This window comes from Edaphobacter sp. 4G125 (genome assembly GCF_014274685.1).
In the GTDB taxonomy this organism is placed as follows: Bacteria; Acidobacteriota; Terriglobia; order Terriglobales; family Acidobacteriaceae; genus Edaphobacter.
The window spans coordinates 4,026,689-4,051,843 of sequence record NZ_CP060393.1; the positions used below are offsets into that span (position 1 = coordinate 4,026,689).

The window sequence follows — 25,155 nt, forward strand, 5'->3', positions numbered from 1 at the left end:
TCGATGTGAGCAAATTGCTGGAACGCCTGCTGGCGATCGTCCTCTGCCTCTTGCCTGCGGCATCCTACGCCAGTGGCCCCCGATGGGTCACCGGTAAACCGTACTATCCCTTGGAGGGGGTGATCGTCACCTGGTACACCAACAACCCCAGGTACTATACCGATCCCGGCAATCTCAGCCCCTACGTCAGCCACACGGCTGCCGATGCAATCGTCGCAGCCGCCGCAGGAGCCTGGAACGTACCCATGGCCAGCCTGACCCTCGCTTATGGCGGCACACTCGACGAAGACGCCAGCTCCTTCAACATCTATCCCACCGGAACCGGCCTTGTCTTTCCCGCCGATATCCAAAGCGCCAACTATCTCAATAAGCCGATCGCGATCCTCTACGACTACGACGGCTCTATCACCGATCTCATGCTCGGCAGCGGAGCCAGTTCCCCCTCAAGCTGTCGCCAGAACGCCGTAACCGAAAGTGTGGACTCCATCTCCACTACTGGAAAAATTCAACACGCCATCCTCGTGCTCAATGGACGCTGTACTGGCCCCGCCCCAGAACAGCAGCTTCAACTTCAATATCAACTCATGCGTGCCTTTGGTCGCATCCTCGGCCTCGCCTGGTCGCAGACTAACGACAACGTCTTCACTGGGACTCCCACACCCACCATCCAGCAGGCGCTCCGCTGGCCTATCATGCACCCCATCGATATCCTCTGCGGCCCTTACTCCTACCAGTGCCTTCCCCAACCCTTTACTCTGCGCGACGATGATATCGCCAGCCTCACTCTGCTCTATCCCGTCACACCACAAGCCCCTGTTGCCGGAAAGACCGACTCTCTTGCCCGTGCCAGCCGCGTTCGCGGCAAGGTGACCTTCCCGGATGGACAGGGGATGCAAGGAGTCAATGTCGTCGTCCACCGGCTACAAGCCGCATGGAATGTACCCGAAGCCTGGGAGACTACCTCGGCCGTCTCCGGATCTCTCTTCCGTCGCCGCAGCTCCACCCCCATCAACACCATCACATCGTCCTTCACCAGCAATATGGGAACCTCCGATAAGACCTGGCAGGGCTACTACGACATCTTCCGTACTCCCATCATTGGCACCGATACCTGGCAAAACCTCGTTCTGTCCACTCAGACCATTAACCCGCTTTACACCGGCCCCTATGCCGTCGGCCCTTACGACTCCAAACAAGTCGCTCCCTCTGGCTCCTCCCTCCAACAGATGTTCTATGTCACACAGTCCTACTCTCAGGAGACCGTAAATTTCAGCATCCCCGATGCTGTATCCGGCTGCCAGACCGCCCAGAGCGGTACAGAATCAGCTCCCGCATCTGTCTCCGCCGCCGGCTGGTGGACCGGAAATCTCTGCACCTATGGCTATGCAGCCTGGTCAACCGTGTCCATGCGTGCCAACCGCAGTGCCACCGTTGAAGTCACCTCCCTCGACGAAAATTCATCTCCGACCTCCTCAAAGGCCATGCCAGTCATCGGCCTCTGGAACGCAACCGACTCTGTCGGCACTCTCCCTACGATCGCCTCTACGCCAGCGGCCTTTAACGGTGTCTCTCTGGGCACGACGTCCCTCACCACACAGACCTCTCAGGCACGACAACTCCGCATCGCCATCATGGATCAGCGCGGAGATGGCCGCCCCGACTTCGCCTATCAAGCCCGCGTTCTCTACGCCGACTCCGTCACTCCCACGGTCCTCCCCGCTAAAGGCGGAGCCATCACCATTAACGGCATGGGATTCCGCGCCGGAAATATCGTCACCATCAACGGAGTCCCTACATCCGTCTCTAGCTGGACTGCGAACACCATCACCGCCATCGCCCCTTCGCAGCGCTCCAACACAGCAGTCACCGCCGATGTCACCATTCGCGACCTCGCCAGCGGAGGAACCACCACCATGACAGCCGCGCTCACCTATCAGGCTCCTCTACCCGATCTCACACTTCTCTCTACGCCATCGGGTCTAATCTTTACCGGAATCGCCTCCGCGCTTCCCTTCGCAGTCAAAGCCCTTGCCGCGGACGGAACCACTCCTCTTGCCGATATCCCGGTCACCTTCTCTGCCAGCGGCCCGGTTCGCTTTGAAGCCTGCGGACAATCGACCTGCACCCTCACCACAAATTTTCAGGGAATCGCCTCAACCTATGTGACGCCTCTCTCCCCCGGCCCTATCACTCTCTCTGCCGCCAGCGGCGTCGGAACCGTCACAACCTCCATCACTGCCCTCAGAAGGATCCAAGCCATCACCGCACTCCAGCCTGAACTCTATCTCGCCTCAAATGGTGTCCTTACCTGGACTCCGCAGGTCTCGCTCTCCGATAACGCCGCCTCGCCCATCGGAGTTCCAGTGCAGTGGACCGCAATCTCCGGCCCTCTTACCTTCCATCCACCCGTCTCTTCCGCGAACTCTCAATTCATCGCCCAAACCTCAGCCACAGCTGGCCCGCTCGCCTTGAACACGCAAGCCTCAGTAACGGCCTGCGCCTGGACCTCCGTCTGCACTAGTTTTGTGGTCAACAGCGTCGAAGACCACCTTCTTCAACTCCAAACCATCAATCTCTCCAACGTTGCTCAGTCTTTGGATTCCGCGTCCACCTTCTCGCCCGTAGTTTTCCTCGTCACCGATGCTTTCAGCCATCCCGTTGCAGGAGCCTCCGTCACCGCTTATCAAACCACCCGGTCCTGGACTCCACCATGCCCCGATCAGGGACGCTGTCCCATCTCTCCAGTAGATAGCCGCTCCAACGAATCGCTGATCGCCGGGCTTGATGGCACCGTCACGTTTTCTCCTGCCCCGTTCACGCGAGACTCTGGCACTCTCTCAATCGCAGCCGCCACAGGCACACAAGGCTTCGTCTCCTTCATGATTCAAAAAAAAACGCAAATTTTGGACGCCGAGTCCCCCCGTAGCCCCTCTGCATCAAAATAGTGATGATGTATCAGTGACGATAGCTCTACAAAGGAGCCAGAGAAATCATGGCCATGAGCAGCACTGCACGGAAGCGGGTCGTTGTTATCGGGGGAGGGTTCGCAGGCATTAACGCCGCGGTGAACCTCGCAAAGTTTCCCGTCGACATTACCCTGGTCGATCGTAAAAACCATCACACCTTCCAACCGCTTCTTTATCAGGTAGCGCTCGCCGTGCTCTCTCCCGCCGAGATCGCGCAGCCCATCCGCTCCATTCTGCGCGACCACCAGAACATCGAGGTCCTTATGGACGAGGCCGTCGGTTTCGATCTTGAAGAGAAGCGGGTCGAGCTCAAAACGGGCGCACAGCTCGAGTACGACTACCTCATCATCGCCACAGGTTCAACCCACTCCTACTTCGGCCATGACGAATGGTCCAAACTCGCTCCCGGCCTCAAAACCGTGGAAGATGCTACCGAGATCCGCCGCCGCGTCCTTCTGGCCTTCGAATTTGCAGAACGCCAGATGCAGGAAGCAGGAACGCATCCGCCTCTTCGCTTCGTCATCATCGGCGGTGGCCCCACTGGAGTCGAACTCGCCGGAGCCATCAGCGATATCGCGCGCCTATACATGGCGCGAGACTTCCGCCACATCGACCCTGCGAGCGCCCAGGTGTTGATCCTCGAAGGTTCTCCCAACATCCTCGCCGCCTATCCTCCTGAGTTGCAGAAGAAGGCTCTCGATCAGCTCTCCGCTCTCGGCGTCAAAATCCGTACCAACGCCCACGTCACCGATGTTCAACCCGGCTACGTCATGATCGGAGACGAGCGCCTCGATGCCACCGTCACCCTCTGGGCCGCCGGAGTCCAGGCATCGCCACTCGGCAAACTTCTCGGCGTTCCACTCGATCGCCGGGGGTGCGTCATTGTTGACCAGTTTCTCAACCCACCGGAACACCCTGAAATCTTCATTTGCGGCGATCTCGCCCACGTCGAGGAAGACGGCAAACAGGTCCCGGGAGTCGCTCAGCCTGCCATGCAGATGGGAACCTACGCCGCCAAGCGCATCGGACGGCTCGTCTCCGCCGAGCTTGGAAGCGATGGAACCGGCCTCAACGAACCCTTCCACTACTTCGACAAAGGCGACATGGCCACAATCGGCCGCAAGGCGGCAGTCGCAAACATCAAATGGCCATTTCACGGCAGATGGAGCGGTTTCCCAGCCTGGATCGTCTGGCTGGTAATCCATATCTACTTCATCATTGGATTCCGGAACCGTCTGGCCATCTTCCGCCAATGGGCCTGGACCTACCTAACCTTCCAGGACGGAGCCCGCCTGATCACCGGCTCCCAGGAACTTCCAGGTTGGGACTCGCAGTATGGGAAGCAGCCTTCGGAGGCGGTTGTTCCGGCAGAGTCCGTGACCACCAGAACATAGCTCTTTAGCTCCCTCATTCTGGCTTCAAGATCGTCTTTGAGGCTTTTTAACGTTGCAGAACCCGCCGGAAAAATAAATTTCAATGTGCAGGTTCAACACTTTGTGATGCCTCAACCACTTCGAAGTAAATATGCAATCCCCTGCACTGAAACCTGCTCAGTCTGGGAGAGTCTCTTCCTATCCAAAGAATAGCGACCTTCAAAAGTAAAGGGTTTAGCGATCTCGGCTAAACCCTTTTTCGATCTTTAAGCAATCAAGCATCCAAAACCATCGATACCGCTTCTGTCAAGGGTTGTCCCGGTTCAATTACGTCAGTAACTGAGCTGGATAATTATCCTTATATATATCTCATTGCATTGGACTTACATTCGAATCGATCATATGTTTATCTCAGCTGATTTGTCCAGCGAAATTTTTTGCAACATTAGTAAATTTTCGAGGTTATCCACAATGAAATTCATCGTCCGTACCGCCGTCGCTGCCCTGGTCCTTACCGGTGCTTTTGCCTCCACCCAGATCTCTTCTGCCGCCACTTCGACCTCGGCTAAAGTCACCGTCGCCCGCAACAGCGCCATGCCGGTTCCCCGCTGCGCTCCCGATGATCCAAACGCCTGCGGAATGAAATAAACCAGCATTTTCAAACATTTAGGAGATTTCCATGAAATTCATCGTCCGTACCGCCGTCGCTGCCCTGGTCCTTACCGGTGCTTTTGCCTCCACCCAGATCTCTTCTGCCGCCACTTCGACCTCGGCTAAAGTCACCGTCGCTCGCAACAGCGCCATGCCGGTTCCCCGCTGCGCTCCCGATGATCCAAACGCTTGCGGAATGAAATAAACCAGCATTTTCAAACATTTAGGAGATTTCCATGAAATTCATCGTCCGTACCGCCGTTGCCGCTCTGGTTCTTACCGGTGCCTTTGCTTCCACCCAGATCTCTTCTGCCGCCACTTCGACCTCGGCTAAAGTCACCGTCGCCCGCAACAGCGCTATGCCGGTTCCCCGCTGCGCTCCCGATGATCCAAACGCCTGCGGAATGAAGTAAGCCAGAGAAACATCGTATTTTAATTTGAAATTAGAGATTTTTTCGTTGTGTCTGTTTCCGGAATGAACTAGCTTTAATGGTAGTCGTCGCACGGAGACAGACAACATGGCGCAGAGCACCTTACTGAATCTTCTTTCCTATCTCGAACCCTTGTTCTGTGGTATTGCCTTGGCAATGTTATTGCGAAGCAAGGCAGGAGGAAAGTTCATTTACCTTACGGCCCTGTTAGCCGTCAAGATGATTGCTTCAGTTCTATGCTTGTCGCTCCTGCTCTTTGGATCTGAGTTCATTGGGCGAAGCGCAAACTATCAGTTGTATTTCTATATTTACTGGATTACCTACGCTATCGAGGGAATTCTCTCCCTGATGGTGATTTATAGCATCTTCAAGCTGGCGATGGAACCTCTCAAAGGTCTACAGACCCTTGGCATGCTGGTCTTCCGCTGGGTTGCAGCTGTTGCTATTGCCGTCGCAATCGGTGTCGCCTTGACTCCCCACCTCTCGGGAACCAAGTTCATGGTCGCTATGATCACGCAGCTTCAGCAGACCTCCAGCATTCTCACGCTGTGCCTCCTGCTCTTCGTCTGCTTTGCGATCCGTCCGATGGGACTTTCTTATCGCAGCAGGATTTTTGGCGTCAGTTTTGGCTTGGGTTTCCTCGCGACTACGAACCTGGTTCAAGCCGCATGGTTATCTCATGCTGCCAGCATGGAGACCGCTCTTAGCATCATCAATGGCCTCGCCATCTGCCTCACGCTGGGTATCTGGTCGGCATATTTCGCCTTCCCCGAAGAAAAGCGCCGTCTTATCGTCCTGCCGACGACCTCGCCCTTTCTTCGTTGGAACCAGATCTCCATGGCTCTCGGAGACGATCCTGGCTATGTCGCTGTCGGTGGAGTCTCCCCAGAGATCTTTGCTCCTGCGGAACTTGAGATCATGCGTCGCGCTTCGGCTAAGATGCTGCCGGAGTCTGCCGCGCCTGAGCTGGTGGCTGCACCTGCGATGCGCTCCATCCCTGCATAGTTCTTAACTTTCGGACAATAGAGAAGCTGCCTGATTGGGGCGGCTTTTCTGTTTCCATCTGCTGAGATCGAAAACAACGATGCTGTAAAGTGTCGTCACACTGACCCTTCAGCTTCGCTCAGGGGCAGAATGCGCTTGGAGACATTATTCCGCTTCCTCTTTGAGAGGCATACATTACGCCGCCCCTGATTCCGCCATGGGTTCTCTTCTCTTCCAATAAGAAGGCCGCCCGATCTGGGCGGCCTTTCTTATTGTTTGTAAGGTTACTACTCACCAAACTCCGAACGCTTCCAATTGATGAGATCTCCCAAGGTTGTACTGCTCGAGGAAGAAGAAGAGCTCTTGTGGTCACGCTCCTTATAGCTCTCGACCTCGGCTCGGCTCGCCTCTTCTCCAACCGCGCGGATGCTCAGGCCGACCTTCTTCTCATCCTGGTTCATCTTCACGATCCGGAACTCATGTTCATCACCAACATCGAGCTTGACGGGCACGTTGTTCTCGTCAACAGCCTCGGAGACGTGGCAAAGGCCCTCGACTCCCTCAGCGATCTCGACAAAGGCTCCGAACTGAGCCGTGCGGAGGACCTTGCCCTTGACCACATCGCCAATGCGGTGCTGTGCAAAGAAGGTATCCCAAACGTCGGGCTGAAGCTGCTTGACTCCCAGGGAAAGCCGGCGGTTCTCCGGCTCGACGCCGAGGACAACAGCCTTTACCTTCTCGCCCTTCTTCAGGACCTCCGAAGGATGCTTGATGCGCTTCGTCCAGCTCAGGTTCGAGACGTGAACCAAGCCATCGATGCCGTCCTCGATCTCGATGAAAGCTCCGAAGTCGGTCAGATTGCGAACGCGGCCTTCGACCACAGCACCCGCGGGATATTTGTCTTCCAGCTGCTCCCACGGATTCTCCTGGAGCTGCTTCATGCCCAGAGAGATGCGGCGATCGCTGGGATTGACGTTCAGGATAATCGTGTCGACTTCATCACCTGGCTTGACCAGCTTCGACGGATGCTTCATCCGCTTCGACCAGGTCATCTCTGAGACATGAACCAGACCTTCGATGCCCTGTTCCAGCTCAACGAACGCACCGTAGTCGGTCACCGATAGAACGCGGCCACGAACCTGCGCGCCGATGGGATAACGCTCAGTCGCATCCAACCAGGGATCAGGCGTCAGCTGCTTGAAGCCAAGAGAAACGCGCTGCTTATCCTTGTCGAACTTCAGCACCTTCACCTGAATCTCATCGCCGACGTTGACGAGGTCACGCGGATGCGTCAGACGACCCCAGCTCATATCGGTGATATGAAGCAGGCCGTCCAGGCCTCCCATGTCGACGAATGCGCCGTAGTCGGTCAGGTTCTTAACGGTCCCGGTTAGAACGCTGCCCTCTTCGAGGGTTGCCAGGGTCACAGACTTCTTCTCGTTCTGCTCCTCTTCCAACAACTCCTTACGGCTGATGACCACGTTTCCGCGCTTCTTGTTCAGCTTGATGACGCGGACTTCGATCTCCTGGCCGATATAACCATCCAGATTGCGAACCGGACGAATCTCAACCTGCGATCCGGGCAGGAATGCCTTGATTCCGATATCGACCGTCAGGCCGCCTTTGACCCGGCTCAGAACCATGCCCTTGACCGGAACCTTTTCGTTCGCAGCAGCCTCGAGCTTGTCCCACACCTTGTGGCGTAGGGCCTTCTCGTAGCTGACCAGATAGCCGCCCTCAGGCTCTTCCCGTTCGACCACAACCTCAACGGAGTCACCAGCCTGGAACTTCGGAGCGCCGTTGATATCCAACACCTGCTCCAGCGGGATAAGACCTTCGGACTTCAGCCCAATGTCAACAACAACATGCTTGTCCGTAATCTTGACGACAGTACCGGTGACGACAGCCTCATCGGCGGTCAGGCTTTGCGCGGCGGCAGATTCGGCCGCTTGTTCGCGGTCAAAGTTCGCCAGTGCCTCGGCAAAGTCGGCAGAGTCGTAATCGGGCTCTTCGGCGGCCTCGGCTACAACCGCAATGGGGTGCTCCGCAGGCTCGCTCTGGGCGGTCTCATGCTGCTGGTTAGAGGTGGATTCGGAAGACAGCTCGATGTTCTCGGCCGTCGCTTCGGGCGCCAGGACTTCCAATTCGGTGGTCAGGGGTTTGCTCTCGGTTTGTTCGGATTGATGGTTATCTACCATGGTGATTGCGGACTCCAGGACCCAAGAATCCGTTCCATCGCAACCCGGCTTCCTTTTCAGGACACTTTAGCCAGCCTTGAGCGGCTGACCTCTCTTTCCCTAGAGAGAATGCGCAGGGCAAGAACGAACTGTACATCTAGCAGAAGGAGCGGCTGCACTTGGGTCCCACACGCAGAGGCTCGTATTTAACGATAGAACTTGGTTCCGTATACGTCAACCAAACCAGCGCTTCAAACCCTGCGTTTTTACAGTCTCCTTGCGAATGTGCGATCAGCGGACGATTCCCTCCACATCCATCCCTCTTCCGCTGCCGCTATACTCGGCTCACGTATGGATTATCTCTGGACCCCCTGGCGATATGCCTATATCACCCACAGCGATCCCATTGCCCGTACCGGGGTAGCTCCTGAGCTGGCCGATTGGCCTGCTGCCGAAGATAAACACTGCGTCTTCTGCAACATGGTCGCTGCCACTGATTACGCCGTCGCCCACGGCGTGCCCCAGGAGAAGGCCGAGCGCGCCTCGCACATCGTTCACCGCGGCCAGCATTGCTTCGTCTGCCTCAACGCCTATCCTTACGCGACTGGCCACGTCCTCATCCTGCCGTATCTCCATACCGATTCCCTCGCTGCCGTTCCCCCAGATGCCGCCCACGAGATGATGGAATTAGTACAGCGCACCGAACGTGCACTCCGCTCTACCTACCGGCCTGACGGCATCAATCTCGGGATGAACCTGGGAGAGTCCGCCGGCGCCGGAGTCGCCGGACACGTCCACATGCACGTGCTTCCTCGTTGGTTGGGCGATACCAACTTCATGACCGTCACCGCCGAGACACGCGTTCTCCCCGAGACCCTCGATGTCACCTGGAGCCGCCTTCGCGAAGCCTTCGGAACTTTCATGCAACGTTGAAGCAATGAAGACCATCAAAGTGATTAGATCCCCTGTAAAGATCGGGGTTTTAACCACACCGTTCCGAGGGCTTCATGAACATTCTCCCGAAAATTCCTCCGTCCTCCGTCCGGTCCGGGTCTTCTGTGCCTCCTGCCGCTGGAACACGCTCTCCCGAGCCACGCCTTTACCTGCTGAGAATCAGGCAATCCGCCTCCGTCATCAAACGTCCGCTTAAGCTGTTTCCCCACGAATCCGAAGACGCCCGTCTCACCGGCGAAACTCGTTCTCTCTATCGTCGGTTGCTGGCTTTGAACCTTCCCATCGTCGCGGAATCCATCACACGAATCGAAGCTGCAAACTTCGAGAAGATCGCCTGAGAGCTTCTCAGTGCATAAAGCCGAGGCCCTGCGAGAGCAGGGCCTTTGTTCTATGAAATCCCTCTGAGGTGATTCTTCCCGCAGCCTCAAAAACCGCATTCTGCTCGTTCGAGTCCGGTTCCTTCACCTCTCCCTGGCTCGACTTCGCAGGTCGGATTTTCGTCGACTCATAGCTGGTAATCTTCCACTGACCTGATGGGAGCTGCTGATAAACCCGCGTGTAGCGATAGACTCCCTTGACCGAAGTTCCTTCGCTGGTCCCCTCGACATCCACCTGCCCGGTGACGATTGCTACTGAATCCAGAACCTTCACCTTCATGTCGCTCAGATCCATCTTGGTAAGAACGACTTTGCGGGTCTGAATCCGCTCCAGTTGCTGGGCCTTCGTGTGCACCTGACCCGACATCGAAATCCCGATAAAGTCATCGGAGAGCAGTCGCCCCATGGTCGCAGCATCTCCGGCCAGCTGCGCGACACGCCACTGCTCCTCCATTGCCTCAATCTGTTTCCGGGATTCGTGATGTTTATCGTGTTTGTTCTCATGTTTCTGGCCCTGCTGCTGCGCTCGAGCGCACGCAATAAAGCAGGCCAGGATTACTACAGCCATCATCACCTGCGAGGATGCAGAGCAACTGCGGAATGGGACCGAACGCACCATAGGCGTACCGGATAGTAGACCGATTCTCCTTGCAGAGTCAAAACAAGTTTTTGTTACGAAAAAATAGCCGTCGCAAGGACGGCCGTTTCTCAACGAATCTCTCACCTATCAGGCGATTGCTGTCAGGTTCTCGAGTTGTCGCTCCAGCATCTTCTGATATAACCCGCCTACAGCGTACTGCTGGAAATGCGGTGTGCCCCGGTGATGCTCCAGGGCAGCCTCATCCGCATACTGTTCGTAGATCACGACCGTGGCCGAATCGCCATCGACAAAATGCGGAACATAGCTCACGCATCCCGGCTCCTGCCGCGAAGCCTCCGTCAGTTTGCGCAAAATCCCCGCGATCTCGTCATGATCGGCCGGGTCGAATCGCATCCGGACTGTAAAGCTCACCATCATCTTGTCCTTATCCCTTCAGTGCCGCTTCGAACTCCGGCAGCGCCATCGTCTGATCACGATCCGGTCCTGTCGAAACCATCCCGATCTTCGCCTTTGTTTCCTTCTCAAGGAACCGGAGATACTCCTGGGCCAGCTTCGGCAGCTTGTCCCACTCCGTAATCCCTTCGGTCGATTCCTTCCAGCCCTTGAGCTTCGTATAGACCGGCTCGATCGACTCAAAGCCGCGAATATCCGCCGGAATCACGTCCGTGACCTTTCCATCGACCTTGTAATGCGTGCAGACCGGGATCTCATCGCACTCGTCCATCACGTCCATCTTGGTGACCACCAGCCACTCCGTGCCGTTGATCATGTTGCTGTATCGCAGCAATGGCAGATCGAGCCAACCGCAACGCCGTGGACGGCCCGTAACTGCGCCGTACTCCTGGCCGCGTGAACGCAGCAGGTCAGCGGACGAATCGTGAATCTCGGTTGGGAAAGGTCCCTCACCCACACGCGTCACATAGGCCTTGGTCACGCCGATCACCGTGCCGATCCGCGTCGGAGGCACGCCTGTTCCCGTCACGGCTCCACCAGCCGTCGACGACGACGAGGTCACAAACGGATACGTTCCGTGATCAATATCCAGCAGCGCACCCTGTGCGCCTTCAAACATCACATTGCCGCCGCGATCCAGCTCTTCGTTCAGCAGAACAGCCGTATCGGTCACGAACGGAGCTACCTGTTCGGCCATCCGGGCATACTCCTCGTACATCTCCTTCGGGTCCAGAGGCTCGGTCCCGAACAGAGCATGCGCGATCGTGTTCTTCTCGTCGCAGGCGTTCTTGATGTGTGTGCGCAACAGTGCAGGATTCAACAGATCGACTATACGCAGGCCGTTGCGATGAACCTTGTCTTCGTAAGCCGGACCGATCCCGCGGCGAGTCGTCCCGATCTTCGTCCGTCCGGGAGCCGTTTCGGCAGCCAGCTCGATCATGCGGTGGTAGGGCAGAATTACCTGCGCACGATTGGAGACAAACAACTGCTTCTCCACCGGCAGCCCTGCTTCCTTGAGCTTTTTCACCTCGCTCAGAAACGCCGCCGGGTCAAAGACCACGCCGTTGCCGATCACTCCCTTACACTCCGGACGCAGAACGCCGCATGGGATCAGCTGTAGCACAAACTTCTTACCCTTGATGATGACCGTGTGTCCGGCGTTATGGCCGCCTGCATAGCGCGCCACCACGGAGAACCTCTCCGACAGCACGTCCACAATCTTGCCCTTGCCCTCATCGCCCCACTGGGCACCCAAAATGACCGCAGATTTCGGTTGACTCACGACGGATATCTTCTCCAATAGTTACTGGTTCTGGCCGGAATGGACGCACTGTACCCGGATGGGATCCGGACGAAAACGCGCCTCTTCCATCATACCGTGTCCATGAAGAACTGGTTGTCAGTTGCAGCGAGCTAGTGTCTTGTCCCAGAAGTTTGTCACATAGAAAAGTGTCATCCTGAGTGATGCTGCGCAGCAGCAGAATCGAAGGATCTGCGGTTTATATTCGTCATTCTGAGCCTGAGCCGGATGCAGAATGCCTATAAACCACCTCGGGATGCCATCACTCTCCTCAACTTGCAACTGACAACCTGCAGCTCTCCAAGTATCCTTGCTGAACTTTATCCATGCCCTCCACGCGCCTTCTCTACGGAACTACTGCCTTCCTTTCGGCGTTTCTCCTTTTCCTTGTCGAGCCACTCGCCGCAAAACAGCTCCTTCCGGTCCTGGGAGGCTCCTCTGCTGTCTGGCTCACCTGCCTGGTCTTCTTCCAAACGACGCTGTTGCTCGGCTATCTCTACGCTCATTGGCTCTCCCCTCAGAGCTTCGCCTTCCAACGGCGTATCCATCTGGCCGTGGTCTCGCTCGCAACAGCTGTCCTCGTCTTCTCGCTTGCCTTTCAGCATTCGGGTGGTGCTTCAGACCATCCCATCTCCACCATCTTCTGGACCCTTAGCCGAACCATCGGACTCCCCTTTCTCCTGCTCGCCTCCACCAGTCCTCTGCTGCAAACCTGGCTCTCACAACGAGAAGCTGACGAAAGCGGTCGCCCCGCGCCGGTATGGTTCCGGCTATTCGCGCTCTCGAACACAGGCTCGTTGCTCGCGCTGTTCGCCTACCCAACGATTGTCGAACCCTATCTTTCGCTTCGGCATCAACGCTTCCTCTGGACTATAGGCTTCCTTCTTTTTGCCCTGCTCGCCTACCTCATCACTTCCCATAACAAAGATCTGTCATCTCGACCGGAGACAGCGCAGCGCGATCCCCTGCAAAGTGTCATTTCGACCGAAGGCGGTGTAGCCACCGAAGTGGAGAAATCTGCTTCTCTACCCCCATCCTCCAACACAACCCGCTGGCTCTGGTTCCTCCTCCCAATGGCAGCAGCGATGCAGCTCTCCGCTGTCACCGCTCACCTCACCGTCGATATCGCCGCCATACCGCTCCTCTGGATCCTCCCGCTCGCGGTTTACCTCATTACCTTCATCCTTGCCTTCGATCGGCCTGCGCTTTATCGCCGTCCTCTGATCGTGCGCGTGCTTGTCGTCATGCTCGCGAGCCTCGGCTACGCTCTCTCAAAGACTGACTTCTCCCTGCCCATCACCCTCACGATCCTTTTCTTTTTGGTCGAGTGTTTCGTCGCCTGCCTCTTCTGTCACGGCGAAACCTACGCCCGTCGTCCGCAGCGTTCCTCCGAAGTCACCCTCTTCTATCTCTTCATCGCCGCCGGTGGAGCCACAGGGACGTTCCTCGTCGGAATTGCCTTCCCCTTACTTTTCTCCGCCAACTATGACCTCGCCCTGGCCTTCTTCACGACCGCTCTGCTGGCTGTCGCGGCCACGTGGCGCGATGGATGGACACAACGCATGCTCTGGGCGACGGCCAGCATCCTGCTCTTCGTCCTTGCCCTCGCACTCCACCGCGCCTATGGGCGCCAATCACTTGTTCAGGTGCGGAACTTCTACGGCAGCCTTCGCGTCACCCAGACCGATGCTCCCGTCGTGCATACACCCATGCGAACGCTGCTGCATGGAGCCATCCAGCACGGTACGCAGATCTTCAATCCTGGATACAGCCATATCCCCACCACCTACTACGCTCCCGACTCCGGCATAGGGCTTGCCTTGCGCTTTTGCTGCAATGCCCGGCCGAAGAACATCGGCGTCATCGGCCTGGGAGCCGGCACACTCGCAGCCTATGGTCAACGTGGCGACCATATCCGCTTCTACGAGATCAACCCGAACGTTGAGCCCATCGCGCGAAACCTCTTCACCTATATCCGCGACACCTTCGCCTCTGTGACCGTCGTGCCCGGAGATGCCCGCACCTCGCTCGCTACAGAGCTCGCCTCCGGCTCTCCACAACGATTCGACGTCCTGGCCGTCGACGCCTTCTCCGGCGATGCCATTCCGCTCCATCTACTCACCCGCGAGGCCCTACAGCTTTATCTCAGCCATCTCGCGCCCAACGGCATCCTCGCCTTCCACGTCTCGAACCAGTACCTCGACCTCGCGCCAGAACTTGCCCTTCTGGCTAACTCCGCTCACCTGGAGGCCCGCGACGTCATCACCAGCTCTGCCGAGGCGCGCGGCGAATTCCGCGCCGAATGGATCCTGATGACCGCCGATCCCACCTTCTTCACTCAACCCGAGCTCACCGGCTTTGCCGACCCCATCTACATCAAGCCTGGCCTCCGCCTCTGGACCGACGACTATTCCAGCCTGCTGCCGATCTTCCAACCCAGCGGCCACTAAAACGAACGAAAGCCCGCCCCCCTGTCCTCCGGGGAATGTAAGCATAGTATTTTGTGTAATTTACTCAATTTTTCCTTCGCAAAATATTCCAAACAAAGGGATTAACACCTAAAATATTCGAAAATAAAGACTTACTAAACGGAAAAAGCCCGGAACCTGTCCGGGCTTTTTCTACTGATTCCAGTGTAGCAAGATGGCCACACCTATTCTGCAATGAACATCTCTTTTACTTTGTGCTATTTAATCAATTCCAGCCCTTGACACGCTTTTGCAGGGATCACGATTACCTCGTCAATGCCATGCCGTCTGCGTATTTCCCGGCATCGATGGTCTGGACGACCTTCCACTGGCCAACTCCACCATTCAGATCAACCACCGAGATCTGGTTCGAGAAGTTGCAGGCCACGTAAGCACGCTTCCCATCCGGGGTCACCACAACCTCCGAAGGTCCATCCGCAACATCCAGCGTACGGTCCACCTTCAGGGTCTTCAGATCGACGACGGCGACCTGCTTCGCTCCACGCATCGTCACCAGCAACCACCGGCCATCCCGGGTAGGAGCCGTGCCGTATCCCACGGCGGGCAGCGCGACCCAGGTTTTGACCTTGTTCGTCGCAGTGTCGATCACAGCCAGCTGCGGCTTCTTCTGGTCCGCCGTGAACACCATGCTTCCGTCGCGCGAGATCGCTATCCGCTGCGTGTTCCCGGAGATAGGAATCACAGCCAGCGTCTTACGGCCCACCACATCCAACACGGAGACGGTCCCCGGCCCCACGTTCGCCGTATAGCCGCGCCTGCCGTCGGCCGAGAGCGCAAACATGTGCGACTGCTCCTGCCCCGTCGGGATGGAGCCGACGATCTTCAGCGTCTTCGGATCGATGATCGTGACGCTCTTGTCCAGCTCCGTCGTCACCAGAAGCATTCCTGTGTGCCTGTCATAGACTGCGCAGTGCGGTCTGACACCATGATCGAACTCGACCTTTCCCACGATCTTACGAGTTGCCAGATCGATCACCGAGATCTGGGCTCCGTCGGTCCCCGCTCGCCCCACCCCGGCATTGCCATAGATGGGAACATACGCGGTCTTCCCATCGGGTGAGACAGCGACCTCGTGCCCGGTCACGCCACCGACAGGAATCGTAGCCACGACCTTGTTGGTCGCCGTATCGATCACGCTCAGGCTTTGATCGTGCTGATTGGCCACCAGCAAGCTCTCCGACCGCGCTGCCAGACTCGAGGCGCAGAGCGCGCCACACACCATTACGCTCCAGAAAATCTCTTTTTTCATAACGCCGCAAGTATAGACACATCCCGCCCATCCACCAAAACCTGCGGATTGCGCCCTATACTCGAAGCAGCCCCATGCCTGAGCTTCCTGAAGTTGAAACCGTTGCCAATGGCGTTCATCAGCGCGTCCACGGCCAAACCATTGTTGACGTCAGGCTTCGTAAGAATCCACAGACCTTCAAGTCCTCGCCCTCGGAAATCGTAGACACTCTCACCGGCGCTCGTATCGATCGCGTCCATCGCGTCGGCAAGACCATCGTCTTCGACCTGACCCGCGCATCGAAAAAGCCCGCCCAGTTCCTTGTCCATCTCGGCATGACCGGCCGCCTGCTCGTCTCTGCGCCAGAGACGGAGATTCCGCCGCACACTCACGCGACTCTCGCACTCAGCAGCGGCAAAGAGCTTCGCTTCGTCGATCCCCGTCGCTTCGGACGCCTCTCTGTCCTCCACGAGCTCTATACCGGCCCGGGCAGTGAGCCGCTGACCATCTCTATCGAAGACTTCATCGCGCTCTTTCGCAACCGCAAGACTCCCATCAAAGCCGCGCTACTGAATCAGTCGCTGCTGCATGGAGTCGGCAACATCTACGCCGACGAAGCCCTCTTCCACGCCGGAGTCCGCCCACGCCGCCACGCCGGACGACTTACTCGTGACGAGCTGACGCGATTGCGCGCAGCATTACAGAAGGTGTTGAAACATGCGATTAAGCTTGGCGGATCTTCGGTCTCCGATTACGTGGACGCCGACGGAGTTGCAGGATTCTTTCAGCTCCACCACCGTGTCTATTCCCGCACCGGCGAGCCCTGCCGTACCTGCAAGACTCCCATTGAGCGCATCGTCATCGGCGGACGCAGCACACACTTCTGCCCTGCGTGTCAGAAGTAGCATTGGTATTAAGCTGCTTCCAGAAATTAGTAGACGCTATAACCCTGCGGCCTGCTCCGCGCTAACAGCTGATCCAATCACGCGCGTCTCCGCGCTCTCTTCCACCACTTCAATCGAGTACCCCTGCAGAGGACTCATCTTGACCATCTGCTGCATGTAGTCCTTGAGCATCGGCAGATCGATATTCTTCACATAGGTTCCCGTCAGGAAGAACTTGCCCGGGCCGGCCATGTGGATCGAGCTGGCCGTCGCCGCCGCCAGGGCCTTGTGATAGAGCTTCTTGAATTCCAGGCATCGCGGATCGCCCTTCTTTGCAGCCTCGAAGACCTCATCCGGCTCCATGTCGAGGAAGCGCAAACGCATCGCACGATGACCCATGATGCCTTCGAGATGGCCTCTACCGCCGCAACCGCAGAAGGTTTCTTTCTCATCGAGCGTAACCACGGTGTGGCCGCCCTCCCACACGCCCGCTGTGTGGGGATATCGGCCGTGACCGATCCCCATCCCAATCGTCCAGACACGAATCATCGAGTCCAGCTTGCCATGCCGGGCCGCCAGCCCCGCAGCAACACCATCGGCATCATTCAACACCATCACCGGAGCAGCAATGCCGTGATCGTGCAGCTTCATGCTGAGTAAATCTCGCAGCCGCGCGCCCTTAAGTTGAGCCAGATTAGGAGCTTCTTCAACGACTCCGCTCTTTACGAGGCCAGGAACCGCCAAGCCAACAGCATCGAGATTCTTCTCTCCGTCGGCGGCGGCAACGATCTGTTCGCAGATCGTCTCCACCAGCGCCTCTGTGTGCATCTCCACCAGCGCGCCATAGTCGTCTTCATCCGCAGGAAAACGTCTCAGCCCACCCACCAGCTTGTGATCCACTACAAATCCTGTGTGAATCTGCTCCGATAACGTCACACCAACTGACTTCGCCATCGTTTCCTTTGCCCCGTTCGGACCCGCGTTGCTTAATCAAACTTGCTGACGCGATTCAATCCGTTGAAAGCCGCCACTTTATAACATTCTGCGAGCGTTGGGTAGTTGAAGACTGTATCCACGAAATATTCAATGGTTCCACCCAGCGCCATCACCGCCTGCCCGATGTGCAGAAGCTCGCTGGCCCCCTCGCCGATGATGTGCACGCCCAGAATCGAATGGTTCTCGCGGTGGAAGATCAGCTTCAGGCGGCCAGTCGTATCTCCGCGAATCTGTCCGCGCGCAATCTCGCGGTAATAAGCCACTCCAACTTCGTACGGAACATCCTCTTCCGTCAGCTGCTCTTCCGTCTTGCCGATGAAGCTGATCTCCGGAATGGTGTAAATCCCGTACGGATAGAAGCTGGGGTTCGAGACGATTGTCTCGTCTCCGAAGGCCCGGGCCGCTCCGATTCTGCCTTGCTCCATCGAAACCGAAGCCAGAGAAGGAAATCCAATCACATCACCCACAGCGAAGATATTGGGATTCTTCGTGCGGAAGTCCTTGTCCACAGGAATACGGCCGCGCTTATCCGCCTCAATCCCAACCGCTGGCAGATTCAGCTCGTCCACATTGCCCTGCCGTCCGACGGCATAGAGCAATGCGTCGCCCTGAACTTTCTTCTTACTTTCGAGATTAGCGACGACGCCTCCGTCTGGGAGCTCTTCGACCGACTCCACCTCTTCGTTCAGCCGCATCGTCACGCGAGCATCCCGCAGGTGATAGCTCAGCGCCTCCACGATCTCCTGATCGGCAAACTCCAGCAACCTGGGACGACGCTCGATCAGCGTCATCCGCACCCCCAGAGCGGCGAACATACAGGTGTACTCCACGCCGATGACGCCTCCGCCGACGACGATCATCGTCTTCGGCAGGTTCTCCAGATTTAGCACCAGATCACTGTTGATGATCGTCGTGCCGTTGATGGGAACCTTGTCAGAGCTTGCGGGTTTAGTACCGGTCGCAATCAGCGTGCTCTTCGTCTCGTATACGGTCGAACCGCGGGAGTTCGTCACCTTGACGTGAGTCGAGTCTTCAAAACTCGCCACTCCTGAGAGCACCTCGACGTTGTTGCGCGAGAGCTGCGCCTCGGTCACATCGATCTCGGTTTTAATCACATGCTGGACCCGGAAGGCCAGATCCGCCATCGTGATCCGTTCCTTCACCCGGTAGTTCATCCCATAGATGGACTTGTAGTTATAGCCCGAGAGATGCAATACCGCTTCGCGCATCGTCTTCGACGGAATCGTCCCGGTATTGATCGAGACGCCGCCAACAACCTCGCGCATCTCCACCAGGGCGACCTTCTTGCCCAGCTTCGCGGCATAAATCGCCGCGCGTTGTCCGGCAGGACCGGACCCAATCACGATCAGATCGTACACACTACCCATAAACTCCAGACTCTTGGCGGCTTCCATACCGCCGGTTCAGTGAGCGATGCCCTCTTCTGTCCTCGCCGGTCACAGAGGATTACGCTCTCCGCTCCCAGGGGGCCCGTCCGTCCAAGTGGCTCTCTCAGCTCAGAGTTACCGGTTTTTCCGGCCTGTTCTTCGAAACACACTCGCTGCCTCAAAGCTACCACATAGACTCGTCTCTCCCCGTCAATACCGGATGAAGCGAATAGCGGGCGAATGAGGACTTCATAGCGAACCCCACTACACTTAAAAGTAGTTATCGACATGCTCCGCTGTGCCATTACCGACCGAACTCTCTTTTCCGGGGACGAATCCCAAAGGCAGGCCACCCTTGTCCGCCAGGCAGCTCTTTGGGCTCACCGGGGGCTCGACCTTATCCAGCTCCGCGAAAAAGACCTTGCCCCCACCGAGATAGCCCCGCTCGCTTCCAAAATTCTCGCGCTCATTACAACGGCATCCTCCCCCACCCGGCTTCTCCTCAATGCCTCTTCGGAAGCTGTTGTTCGCGTCGCAGTTAAACTTCACGCGCATGGCGTACACCTTCCCTCAGACGCGTCAATCACATTCGATCAGGTTCGCAGTCTCTACGCAGAGGCGCGGCTGCCTCGCCCGACCATCACCGTCGCCTGTCACACTCTGGTCGAAGCCGACCGCATTCGTAAGCAGGACGTCGACGCTCTACTGTTCTCTCCAATCTTCGGTAAGTCTGTCGCGGGAAAGCTCGTCTCTCCCGGGATCGGCCTGAGAATGCTCGAGGAGGCCTGCTCCATGGCCGCGCCAATCCCGGTCTATGCCCTTGGCGGCATCACCCAGAAAAACGCCGCACAATGCCTCGCCGCCGGAGCCAAAGGAATCGCGGGGATCCGCATGTTTCTTGACTAAATCCTTCGGGATCACCACCGACCGCATATCATCGACCCCATGGCCCAGCGCACTTTCCGCCGTCCCGCACCTCACTGGACCGAAACACTCCCCTTTTGGATCTGGCTCCTCGTTATCGTCGCCTGGACCATCTTTCTTTATGGTCGCTCTCTTCAGGCCCCCTTCGTCTACGACGACCTCGACCAGATCGTCCGCAATCCGAACCTGGCATCGTGGCATAACATCTTCGCCCGATTTCTCTCTGCACCTGTCGCCTTTACCTCTGAGCTCCGATCCGCAACCGAAAACGGTTCGACCTATCGCCCACTCTACTGGCTCTCGCTCGCTCTCGATCGGCACCTCTGGGGACTCAACCCCATCGGATTCCATCTCACCAACGTTCTCCTTCACACGATCAACGGGGTTCTGCTCTTCCGCCTTCTGCACCGTCTACACTTCGCAGCGATCGCAGCAGCTTCGGTCACGCTCCTCTGGCTCAGCCTTCCCATCAACTCCGAAGCCGTCGCCTGGATCAGCGCCCGCGCTTATCCTCTGTGCTTCTTCTTTCTGCTTCTCAGCCTTCTCGCTACCGTCCTCTATATCGAGAAAAACAAGCCTCTCACCCTGATTGCGGCATTCCTCGCTACTGTCGCAGCACTCTTCTCGCATGAGTCCGGCATCCTCATCTTCCCGTTCGCCGCTCTCGTCATACTTCTGTGCTCCCGCAATGAGCCCCCTGCTCTCAAGCAAAGATCTGCATTCATCCTTCTTGCAGCAGATCTCACCGCAATCGCTTTCTTCTTTATCCTTCGACACGCAGTAGGGGCGCATAGCGCAACCGGCCCATCGGCCCTCTGGGGCTTCGCACCAACTTTCTGGAAATATCTCGGATGGATCCTTCTTCCCATCCACATGAGTGTCGAGCGCTCGACCTCTACCCCAGCAAATGTCTTCTCTACTGCCTCTGCCCTGGCCTGGATGGCACTGATCGCCTTAATCGCACTCTCTGTCTACCTCTGGAAACGAATCCCCTCCGCCGCCTTTGGGGTTGCATGGCTGCTGATCGCGCTCGCACCTTTCTGCGGGATCGTCTTCCTCTATCAGGGAATGGGAGAGCGTTTCGCAACCATCGCCTCCGCAGGAGTAGCAATCGTCATCGTCGTTCTGATCGCAGCATCCCGTCCGCCGCTCCGGACCATCCTCATCGTCGTCACCGCGCTCTGGGCCGCATGGGGTATCTTCCGTCTTGAAGCACGTCTTTCCGACTGGGACTCCCCTGCACAGCTCTATCGCAGTTCACTCACGGCGACTCCCAACAGCCCGACACTCTGGTTCAACCTTGGCTTCACGCTGCGTGAATCCGGCGATCTTGCAGGCGCCATCGACGCTTACAGTAACTCGATCCGCTTCAGTCCAAACTACGAACGCGCCTATTCCAGCCTGGGCGAGACCTATGCACGCATGAACCGTTTCGACGACGCTCGCGCAGCCTACCAGCAGGCCCTCGCGCTCCAACCCAAGGATGTTGGAACCGCACTCAATCTTGCCGTCGTTCTTCATCAGGCCGGACACAGCGAAGAGGCCGAACGCGAGTTTCGTCGAATCATCGAATTGGCCCCCAACAACTCCGCGGCTTATACCGATCTGGGCGTATTGCTGTTTCAACAGAAAAAGACAGAGGAAGCGGAAACGATGTTCCTCACCGCGATCGACCGCAACCCCTCTGATCCCACTCCCTACAGCGACCTCGCCCTTCTCTATCAGCAATCGGGACATCCGGGACTCGCCCTTGCCCTCTATCGGAAGCTTTTGATCCTTCGCCCGAATGACCCCGAGGCAATCGCCAATATCCATCGCCTCGAAGTCACGCACTAAAGGCTAAAACCGCTCATCCGCAGAAGGCCCATACAACGCAGGCACCAATGCCTCTTTCAGCCGCAGATATACCGTCAACTGGCCACGATGATGTGCCCAGTGCGTCAGCATTCCATGCTGGATGTTGATGTACCGTGGTTCTTCACTGATCAGATGCCCGTGGGCCTTTAGTCTCCAGTTCGTCATCAGGTGTTCATCGGTTGTCGACTCAAGAGCTGCACGCGCCTTCTTCAAGCTCTCATCAAACAGAGCAACAAGCTCTGATGTTTTGGTCCACTCAAAGGGCTTGAATTGCTTCTCCGGTTCCACAGGAGCGAAGTCCAACTCGTCCTGATTAATCATCGTCTCGATCCAACTCGGCATCGAAGCCACCAGCGATGCTAGATAGCCCAGCTTCATCGACTTCTCATGCGGAACCCAGTCATTCTGTCCCTCGGGAACCCGCTCCAATGCCTTCCTTGTTCCTGCTTCGTCCCGCTTCAGTGTCTCCAGAAAAAGCTCTTTTAGTTGCACGTCCGTCCTCGCTTTCGTTGACTTCACAACGAAGCGTACAGACCCCCTACTGACACCTTACTGTCAGTACGTTTTGCGGGAATAAAACAAAGTGTCATCCTGAGCGGAGTTTGGTGCGCGTAAGCGCGGAAACGGAGTCGAAGGATGACAAGTGATGGGGACCATCGGAATTTGTCGATACAGCCTAACTCTGCACCGGCGCTCCATCGAAGTGAAACACCTCAGGAACCTCGAGCCAGTGTACGCCTGCGTTTGTCGCCTCCGGCAGCGGCTCCTGCATCGGATCCATGATCGCCCACCAACGTTGCGTCTCTGCATCGGCGGCCATCCGCTTCATGTCGGCGGCAAAGTCGGTGCCGTGGTATTCGAAGTAGGCAAATAGCACATCGCCATGCAGAAAGATTGAGTAGTTGCGAATGTTGCTCCGCTCGATCTGTGCCAGCACTCCAGGCCAGACATCGGCGTGATAGCGGATATATTCTTCTCTCTTCTCGGGATGTAGTTTGATGATCTGTGCGTATCGACGCATCGCGTATCTTTCTCCTGTTTTATTTGGGGTTGATTGTACGGTACTGCACATCCCGCATCTCCTCTCCAGGCCGAATGATCTCCGAGTAGATTCACAACCCTCATTTGACCCCGCACCATCAAAGTCCTACCCTTAAGACCGTGACAATTACCCCCATCGAGCTCTTCGAAGAACCTCTCCAGATCGACGAGACCATCGCCCCCGGAGTCCTCGACTACGGCCCCGACGTCCGCCAGGTCTCTCCGCTCCCCGTCAAGGGACAGGCCGATCTCCTCGTCGAGCATCGCAGCGAAGAACGTGGCCCCAGCTCTCAGGTCAACGACATCCGCCTCCGGGCCTCCTATCACGGCGACTTCGAGGTCCTCTGCGCCCGTTGCGTCGAGCCTGTGCCTCAGTCCCTCTCCGGCGACTTTGACCTCGTCTTTCGCCCCGCAGAAGCCGATAGCGAGTCCGGCGAGCACTCCATTACCCCCGATGAGACCGAAATCGGGTATTATGAAGAGAGCGGTCTTTTGCTCGAGGACGTCGTGCGCGAGCAGGTGTTACTCTCCCTGCCCAGTCGAACCCTCTGCAAACCAGACTGCAAGGGCCTCTGCCCTCGCTGCGGTCAGAACCAGAACATCGCAACCTGCTCCTGCGAAAAGGCTTCGGCCGATCCGCGATGGAATGCGCTGGCGGGTTTGGCTGACAAGCTCGAGGTCAAGCACTAATCAATAAGTTTTCCGCTCGCTTCCGCGCCCTCTGGCCGGGTGTGGGCGAAGCGAAAGGGATACAGCAATGCCTAATCCAAAACGGCGCCACTCCAAGCAGCGCACCGCCAAGCGCCGCAGCCATGACTTCCTCACCCCCACCGGTCTTTCCGAGTGCCCCAACTGCCATGAGCAGAAGCTTCCTCACCGCGCCTGCCGCAAGTGTGGAACCTATAAGGGCCGCGAGGTTCTTACCGTCAAGGAAGCCAGCTAAGTAACTCTTTACAATCCAAACCCTGTTATCGTTTCCTGATGCCGATTGACATCGCGGTTGACGCAATGGGCTCCGACAAGGCCCCCGATCCTGAGATCCGAGGGGCCATTCTCGCTGCACGTCATTATGACGTCCGAGTCCACCTTGTCGGCCCCGAAGACATCCTGCGCCCCATCCTGCGCGAACACCTCCGCCACCAAAAACACCTTCCCATCTATGTCACCCCGGCCTCCGAATGGATCACCATGGGCGACAAGGCCGCCCAGGCCGTTCGCGTAAAACGCGATTCCACCATGCGGGTCGGGCTCAAGATGGTTCGCGAGGGGCTCACCTCCCGCACCACGCAAGCTCACGATCCCTCCGGTCCAGGCAAAGCCGCTGGCTTCTTCACTGCCGGCAATACCGGAGCTGCCATGGCCACCGCCAAGATGGTTCTAGGAATGCTCTCCGGGGTCGACCGCCCGGCCCTTGCTGCCGTCGTTCCCACCACTCGCGGAGTGCCATCCATTCTGCTCGACGTCGGCGCCAACGTCGACTGCGACCCCGACAACCTCGTCCAGTTCGCCGTCATGGGGCATACCTACGCCCAAAACGTCCTCAAGATCCCCAGTCCGCGCGTCGGCCTTCTCTCCATCGGCGAAGAGGATTCCAAGGGCAACGCCCTTACCCGCGACACGCTTCCGCTGCTCCGCGCCCAGCCCGGCATCAACTTCATTGGCAACGCGGAAGGCCGTGACATCTACAACGGAAACTGCGACGTCATTGTTTGCGATGGATTTGTCGGCAATGTCGCTCTTAAGACCTCCGAGGGAATCGCCAAATTCGTCACCACCTCGCTTCGCGAAGCCCTCAAGTCAACCGTCACCTCACAGGTGGGTGCCCTGATCTCGCGTCGCGCCTTTGGCGACTTCAAAAAGCGCCTCGACTACTCCGAATACGGCGGTGCCCCTCTGCTCGGCGTCCGCGGAGTTTGCATCGTTGGCCACGGCTCTTCAAACGAGAAGGCCATCATGAATGGCATCCGCGTTACCGCGGAGTTCGCACACGCCGAGGTTAACTCCGGCATTGAAGCCGCACTTTCTGCAACTCCTACTTCCTGATTTCTTCTGAGTGCAGCGATGAATCTCCGAATCCAACT

At 57.3% G+C, this 25,155-nt stretch carries 24 protein-coding genes; 15 read left to right on the forward strand and 9 right to left on the reverse strand.

Annotated elements, in window-relative coordinates; genetic code table 11:
• Positions 1 to 5: 5 nt before the first annotated feature.
• The 6 genes from H7846_RS16945 to H7846_RS16970 all read left to right on the forward strand — a co-directional run bounded on the left by H7846_RS16945 (position 6) and on the right by H7846_RS16970 (position 6,426).
• Positions 6 to 2,945 (forward strand): IPT/TIG domain-containing protein, encoded by a 2,940-nt coding sequence (locus H7846_RS16945; RefSeq protein ID WP_222597526.1) that lies wholly within the window; start codon positions 6 to 8, stop codon positions 2,943 to 2,945.
• A gap of 47 nt (positions 2,946 to 2,992) precedes the next feature.
• On the forward strand, positions 2,993 to 4,360 hold the full coding sequence (locus tag H7846_RS16950; RefSeq protein ID WP_186693866.1) for an NAD(P)/FAD-dependent oxidoreductase: 1,368 nt from the start codon (positions 2,993 to 2,995) through the stop codon (positions 4,358 to 4,360).
• A 450-nt stretch (positions 4,361 to 4,810) separates the two neighbouring features.
• A complete protein-coding gene (locus H7846_RS16955; protein WP_186693867.1) occupies positions 4,811 to 4,987 on the forward strand; it encodes a hypothetical protein in 177 nt (58 codons plus the stop codon).
• A 31-nt stretch (positions 4,988 to 5,018) separates the two neighbouring features.
• A complete protein-coding gene (locus tag H7846_RS16960; protein WP_186693867.1) occupies positions 5,019 to 5,195 on the forward strand; it encodes a hypothetical protein in 177 nt (58 codons plus the stop codon).
• Positions 5,196 to 5,226: 31 nt separating this feature from the next.
• The gene (locus H7846_RS16965) at positions 5,227 to 5,403 is read left to right on the forward strand and encodes a hypothetical protein (protein ID WP_186693867.1); all 177 of its coding nucleotides are present in this window, start codon (positions 5,227 to 5,229) and stop codon (positions 5,401 to 5,403) included.
• A gap of 105 nt (positions 5,404 to 5,508) precedes the next feature.
• Complete coding sequence (locus H7846_RS16970; RefSeq protein WP_186693869.1) at positions 5,509 to 6,426, forward strand: hypothetical protein; 918 nt, start codon at positions 5,509 to 5,511, stop codon at positions 6,424 to 6,426.
• A 266-nt stretch (positions 6,427 to 6,692) separates the two neighbouring features.
• Here the strand turns inward: H7846_RS16970 and H7846_RS16975 are convergent, their stop codons facing one another.
• Positions 6,693 to 8,603, reverse strand: coding sequence for a 30S ribosomal protein S1 (locus tag H7846_RS16975; RefSeq protein WP_186693871.1), 1,911 nt, complete (start codon positions 8,601 to 8,603; stop codon positions 6,693 to 6,695).
• Positions 8,604 to 8,933: 330 nt separating this feature from the next.
• Here H7846_RS16975 and H7846_RS16980 point away from each other — a divergent pair, with 330 nt between their 5' ends.
• Together H7846_RS16980 and H7846_RS16985 are read left to right on the forward strand one after the other, a co-directional pair.
• Positions 8,934 to 9,515 (forward strand): HIT family protein, encoded by a 582-nt coding sequence (locus tag H7846_RS16980; protein WP_186693873.1) that lies wholly within the window; start codon positions 8,934 to 8,936, stop codon positions 9,513 to 9,515.
• A gap of 74 nt (positions 9,516 to 9,589) precedes the next feature.
• On the forward strand, positions 9,590 to 9,874 hold the full coding sequence (locus H7846_RS16985; RefSeq protein ID WP_186693875.1) for a hypothetical protein: 285 nt from the start codon (positions 9,590 to 9,592) through the stop codon (positions 9,872 to 9,874).
• Positions 9,875 to 9,881: 7 nt separating this feature from the next.
• On the opposite strand, the gene H7846_RS16990 is transcribed toward H7846_RS16985, so the two are convergent.
• The 3 genes from H7846_RS16990 to H7846_RS17000 all read right to left on the reverse strand — a co-directional run bounded on the left by H7846_RS16990 (position 9,882) and on the right by H7846_RS17000 (position 12,249).
• Positions 9,882 to 10,484: a nuclear transport factor 2 family protein gene (locus tag H7846_RS16990; RefSeq protein ID WP_186693877.1), complete on the reverse strand. Its 603-nt coding sequence runs from the start codon at positions 10,482 to 10,484 to the stop codon at positions 9,882 to 9,884.
• Positions 10,485 to 10,640: 156 nt separating this feature from the next.
• Complete coding sequence (locus tag H7846_RS16995) at positions 10,641 to 10,931, reverse strand: putative quinol monooxygenase (protein ID WP_370561298.1); 291 nt, start codon at positions 10,929 to 10,931, stop codon at positions 10,641 to 10,643.
• Positions 10,932 to 10,938: 7 nt separating this feature from the next.
• On the reverse strand, positions 10,939 to 12,249 hold the full coding sequence (locus H7846_RS17000; protein ID WP_186693879.1) for an adenylosuccinate synthase: 1,311 nt from the start codon (positions 12,247 to 12,249) through the stop codon (positions 10,939 to 10,941).
• A gap of 344 nt (positions 12,250 to 12,593) precedes the next feature.
• Here H7846_RS17000 and H7846_RS17005 point away from each other — a divergent pair, with 344 nt between their 5' ends.
• Positions 12,594 to 14,717: a fused MFS/spermidine synthase gene (locus tag H7846_RS17005; protein ID WP_186693881.1), complete on the forward strand. Its 2,124-nt coding sequence runs from the start codon at positions 12,594 to 12,596 to the stop codon at positions 14,715 to 14,717.
• A 283-nt stretch (positions 14,718 to 15,000) separates the two neighbouring features.
• On the opposite strand, the gene H7846_RS17010 is transcribed toward H7846_RS17005, so the two are convergent.
• Entirely contained in the window at positions 15,001 to 16,005 is a 1,005-nt protein-coding gene (locus H7846_RS17010) for a YVTN family beta-propeller repeat protein (RefSeq protein ID WP_186693883.1), read from the reverse strand.
• A 74-nt stretch (positions 16,006 to 16,079) separates the two neighbouring features.
• Between H7846_RS17010 and mutM the strand changes: the two genes are divergently transcribed.
• Positions 16,080 to 16,889 (forward strand): bifunctional DNA-formamidopyrimidine glycosylase/DNA-(apurinic or apyrimidinic site) lyase, encoded by an 810-nt coding sequence (gene mutM / locus H7846_RS17015; RefSeq protein WP_186693885.1) that lies wholly within the window; start codon positions 16,080 to 16,082, stop codon positions 16,887 to 16,889.
• A gap of 36 nt (positions 16,890 to 16,925) precedes the next feature.
• On the opposite strand, the gene H7846_RS17020 is transcribed toward mutM, so the two are convergent.
• Together H7846_RS17020 and sthA are read right to left on the reverse strand one after the other, a co-directional pair.
• Positions 16,926 to 17,822 (reverse strand): ROK family protein, encoded by an 897-nt coding sequence (locus H7846_RS17020; protein ID WP_186693886.1) that lies wholly within the window; start codon positions 17,820 to 17,822, stop codon positions 16,926 to 16,928.
• Positions 17,823 to 17,854: 32 nt separating this feature from the next.
• Positions 17,855 to 19,252: a Si-specific NAD(P)(+) transhydrogenase gene (gene sthA / locus H7846_RS17025; RefSeq protein ID WP_186696463.1), complete on the reverse strand. Its 1,398-nt coding sequence runs from the start codon at positions 19,250 to 19,252 to the stop codon at positions 17,855 to 17,857.
• 288 nt (positions 19,253 to 19,540) lie between these two features.
• On the opposite strand from sthA, the gene H7846_RS17030 reads away from it, so the two are divergent.
• Positions 19,541 to 20,158, forward strand: coding sequence for a thiamine phosphate synthase (locus tag H7846_RS17030; RefSeq protein ID WP_186693888.1), 618 nt, complete (start codon positions 19,541 to 19,543; stop codon positions 20,156 to 20,158).
• A 39-nt stretch (positions 20,159 to 20,197) separates the two neighbouring features.
• Positions 20,198 to 22,012, forward strand: a complete 1,815-nt coding sequence (locus H7846_RS17035; RefSeq protein ID WP_186693890.1) for a tetratricopeptide repeat protein — start codon at positions 20,198 to 20,200, stop codon at positions 22,010 to 22,012.
• 3 nt (positions 22,013 to 22,015) lie between these two features.
• On the opposite strand, the gene H7846_RS17040 is transcribed toward H7846_RS17035, so the two are convergent.
• Together H7846_RS17040 and H7846_RS17045 are read right to left on the reverse strand one after the other, a co-directional pair.
• A complete protein-coding gene (locus tag H7846_RS17040; protein ID WP_255460711.1) occupies positions 22,016 to 22,552 on the reverse strand; it encodes a DinB family protein in 537 nt (178 codons plus the stop codon).
• Positions 22,553 to 22,709: 157 nt separating this feature from the next.
• Entirely contained in the window at positions 22,710 to 23,054 is a 345-nt protein-coding gene (locus H7846_RS17045) for an L-rhamnose mutarotase (protein ID WP_186693891.1), read from the reverse strand.
• 140 nt (positions 23,055 to 23,194) lie between these two features.
• Between H7846_RS17045 and H7846_RS17050 the strand changes: the two genes are divergently transcribed.
• The 3 genes from H7846_RS17050 to plsX all read left to right on the forward strand — a co-directional run bounded on the left by H7846_RS17050 (position 23,195) and on the right by plsX (position 25,117).
• Positions 23,195 to 23,764, forward strand: coding sequence for a YceD family protein (locus H7846_RS17050; RefSeq protein ID WP_186693893.1), 570 nt, complete (start codon positions 23,195 to 23,197; stop codon positions 23,762 to 23,764).
• Positions 23,765 to 23,831: 67 nt separating this feature from the next.
• The gene (rpmF, locus tag H7846_RS17055; RefSeq protein WP_186693895.1) at positions 23,832 to 24,017 is read left to right on the forward strand and encodes a 50S ribosomal protein L32; all 186 of its coding nucleotides are present in this window, start codon (positions 23,832 to 23,834) and stop codon (positions 24,015 to 24,017) included.
• Positions 24,018 to 24,055: 38 nt separating this feature from the next.
• The gene (gene plsX, locus H7846_RS17060) at positions 24,056 to 25,117 is read left to right on the forward strand and encodes a phosphate acyltransferase PlsX (protein WP_186693897.1); all 1,062 of its coding nucleotides are present in this window, start codon (positions 24,056 to 24,058) and stop codon (positions 25,115 to 25,117) included.
• Positions 25,118 to 25,155 lie beyond the last annotated feature (38 nt).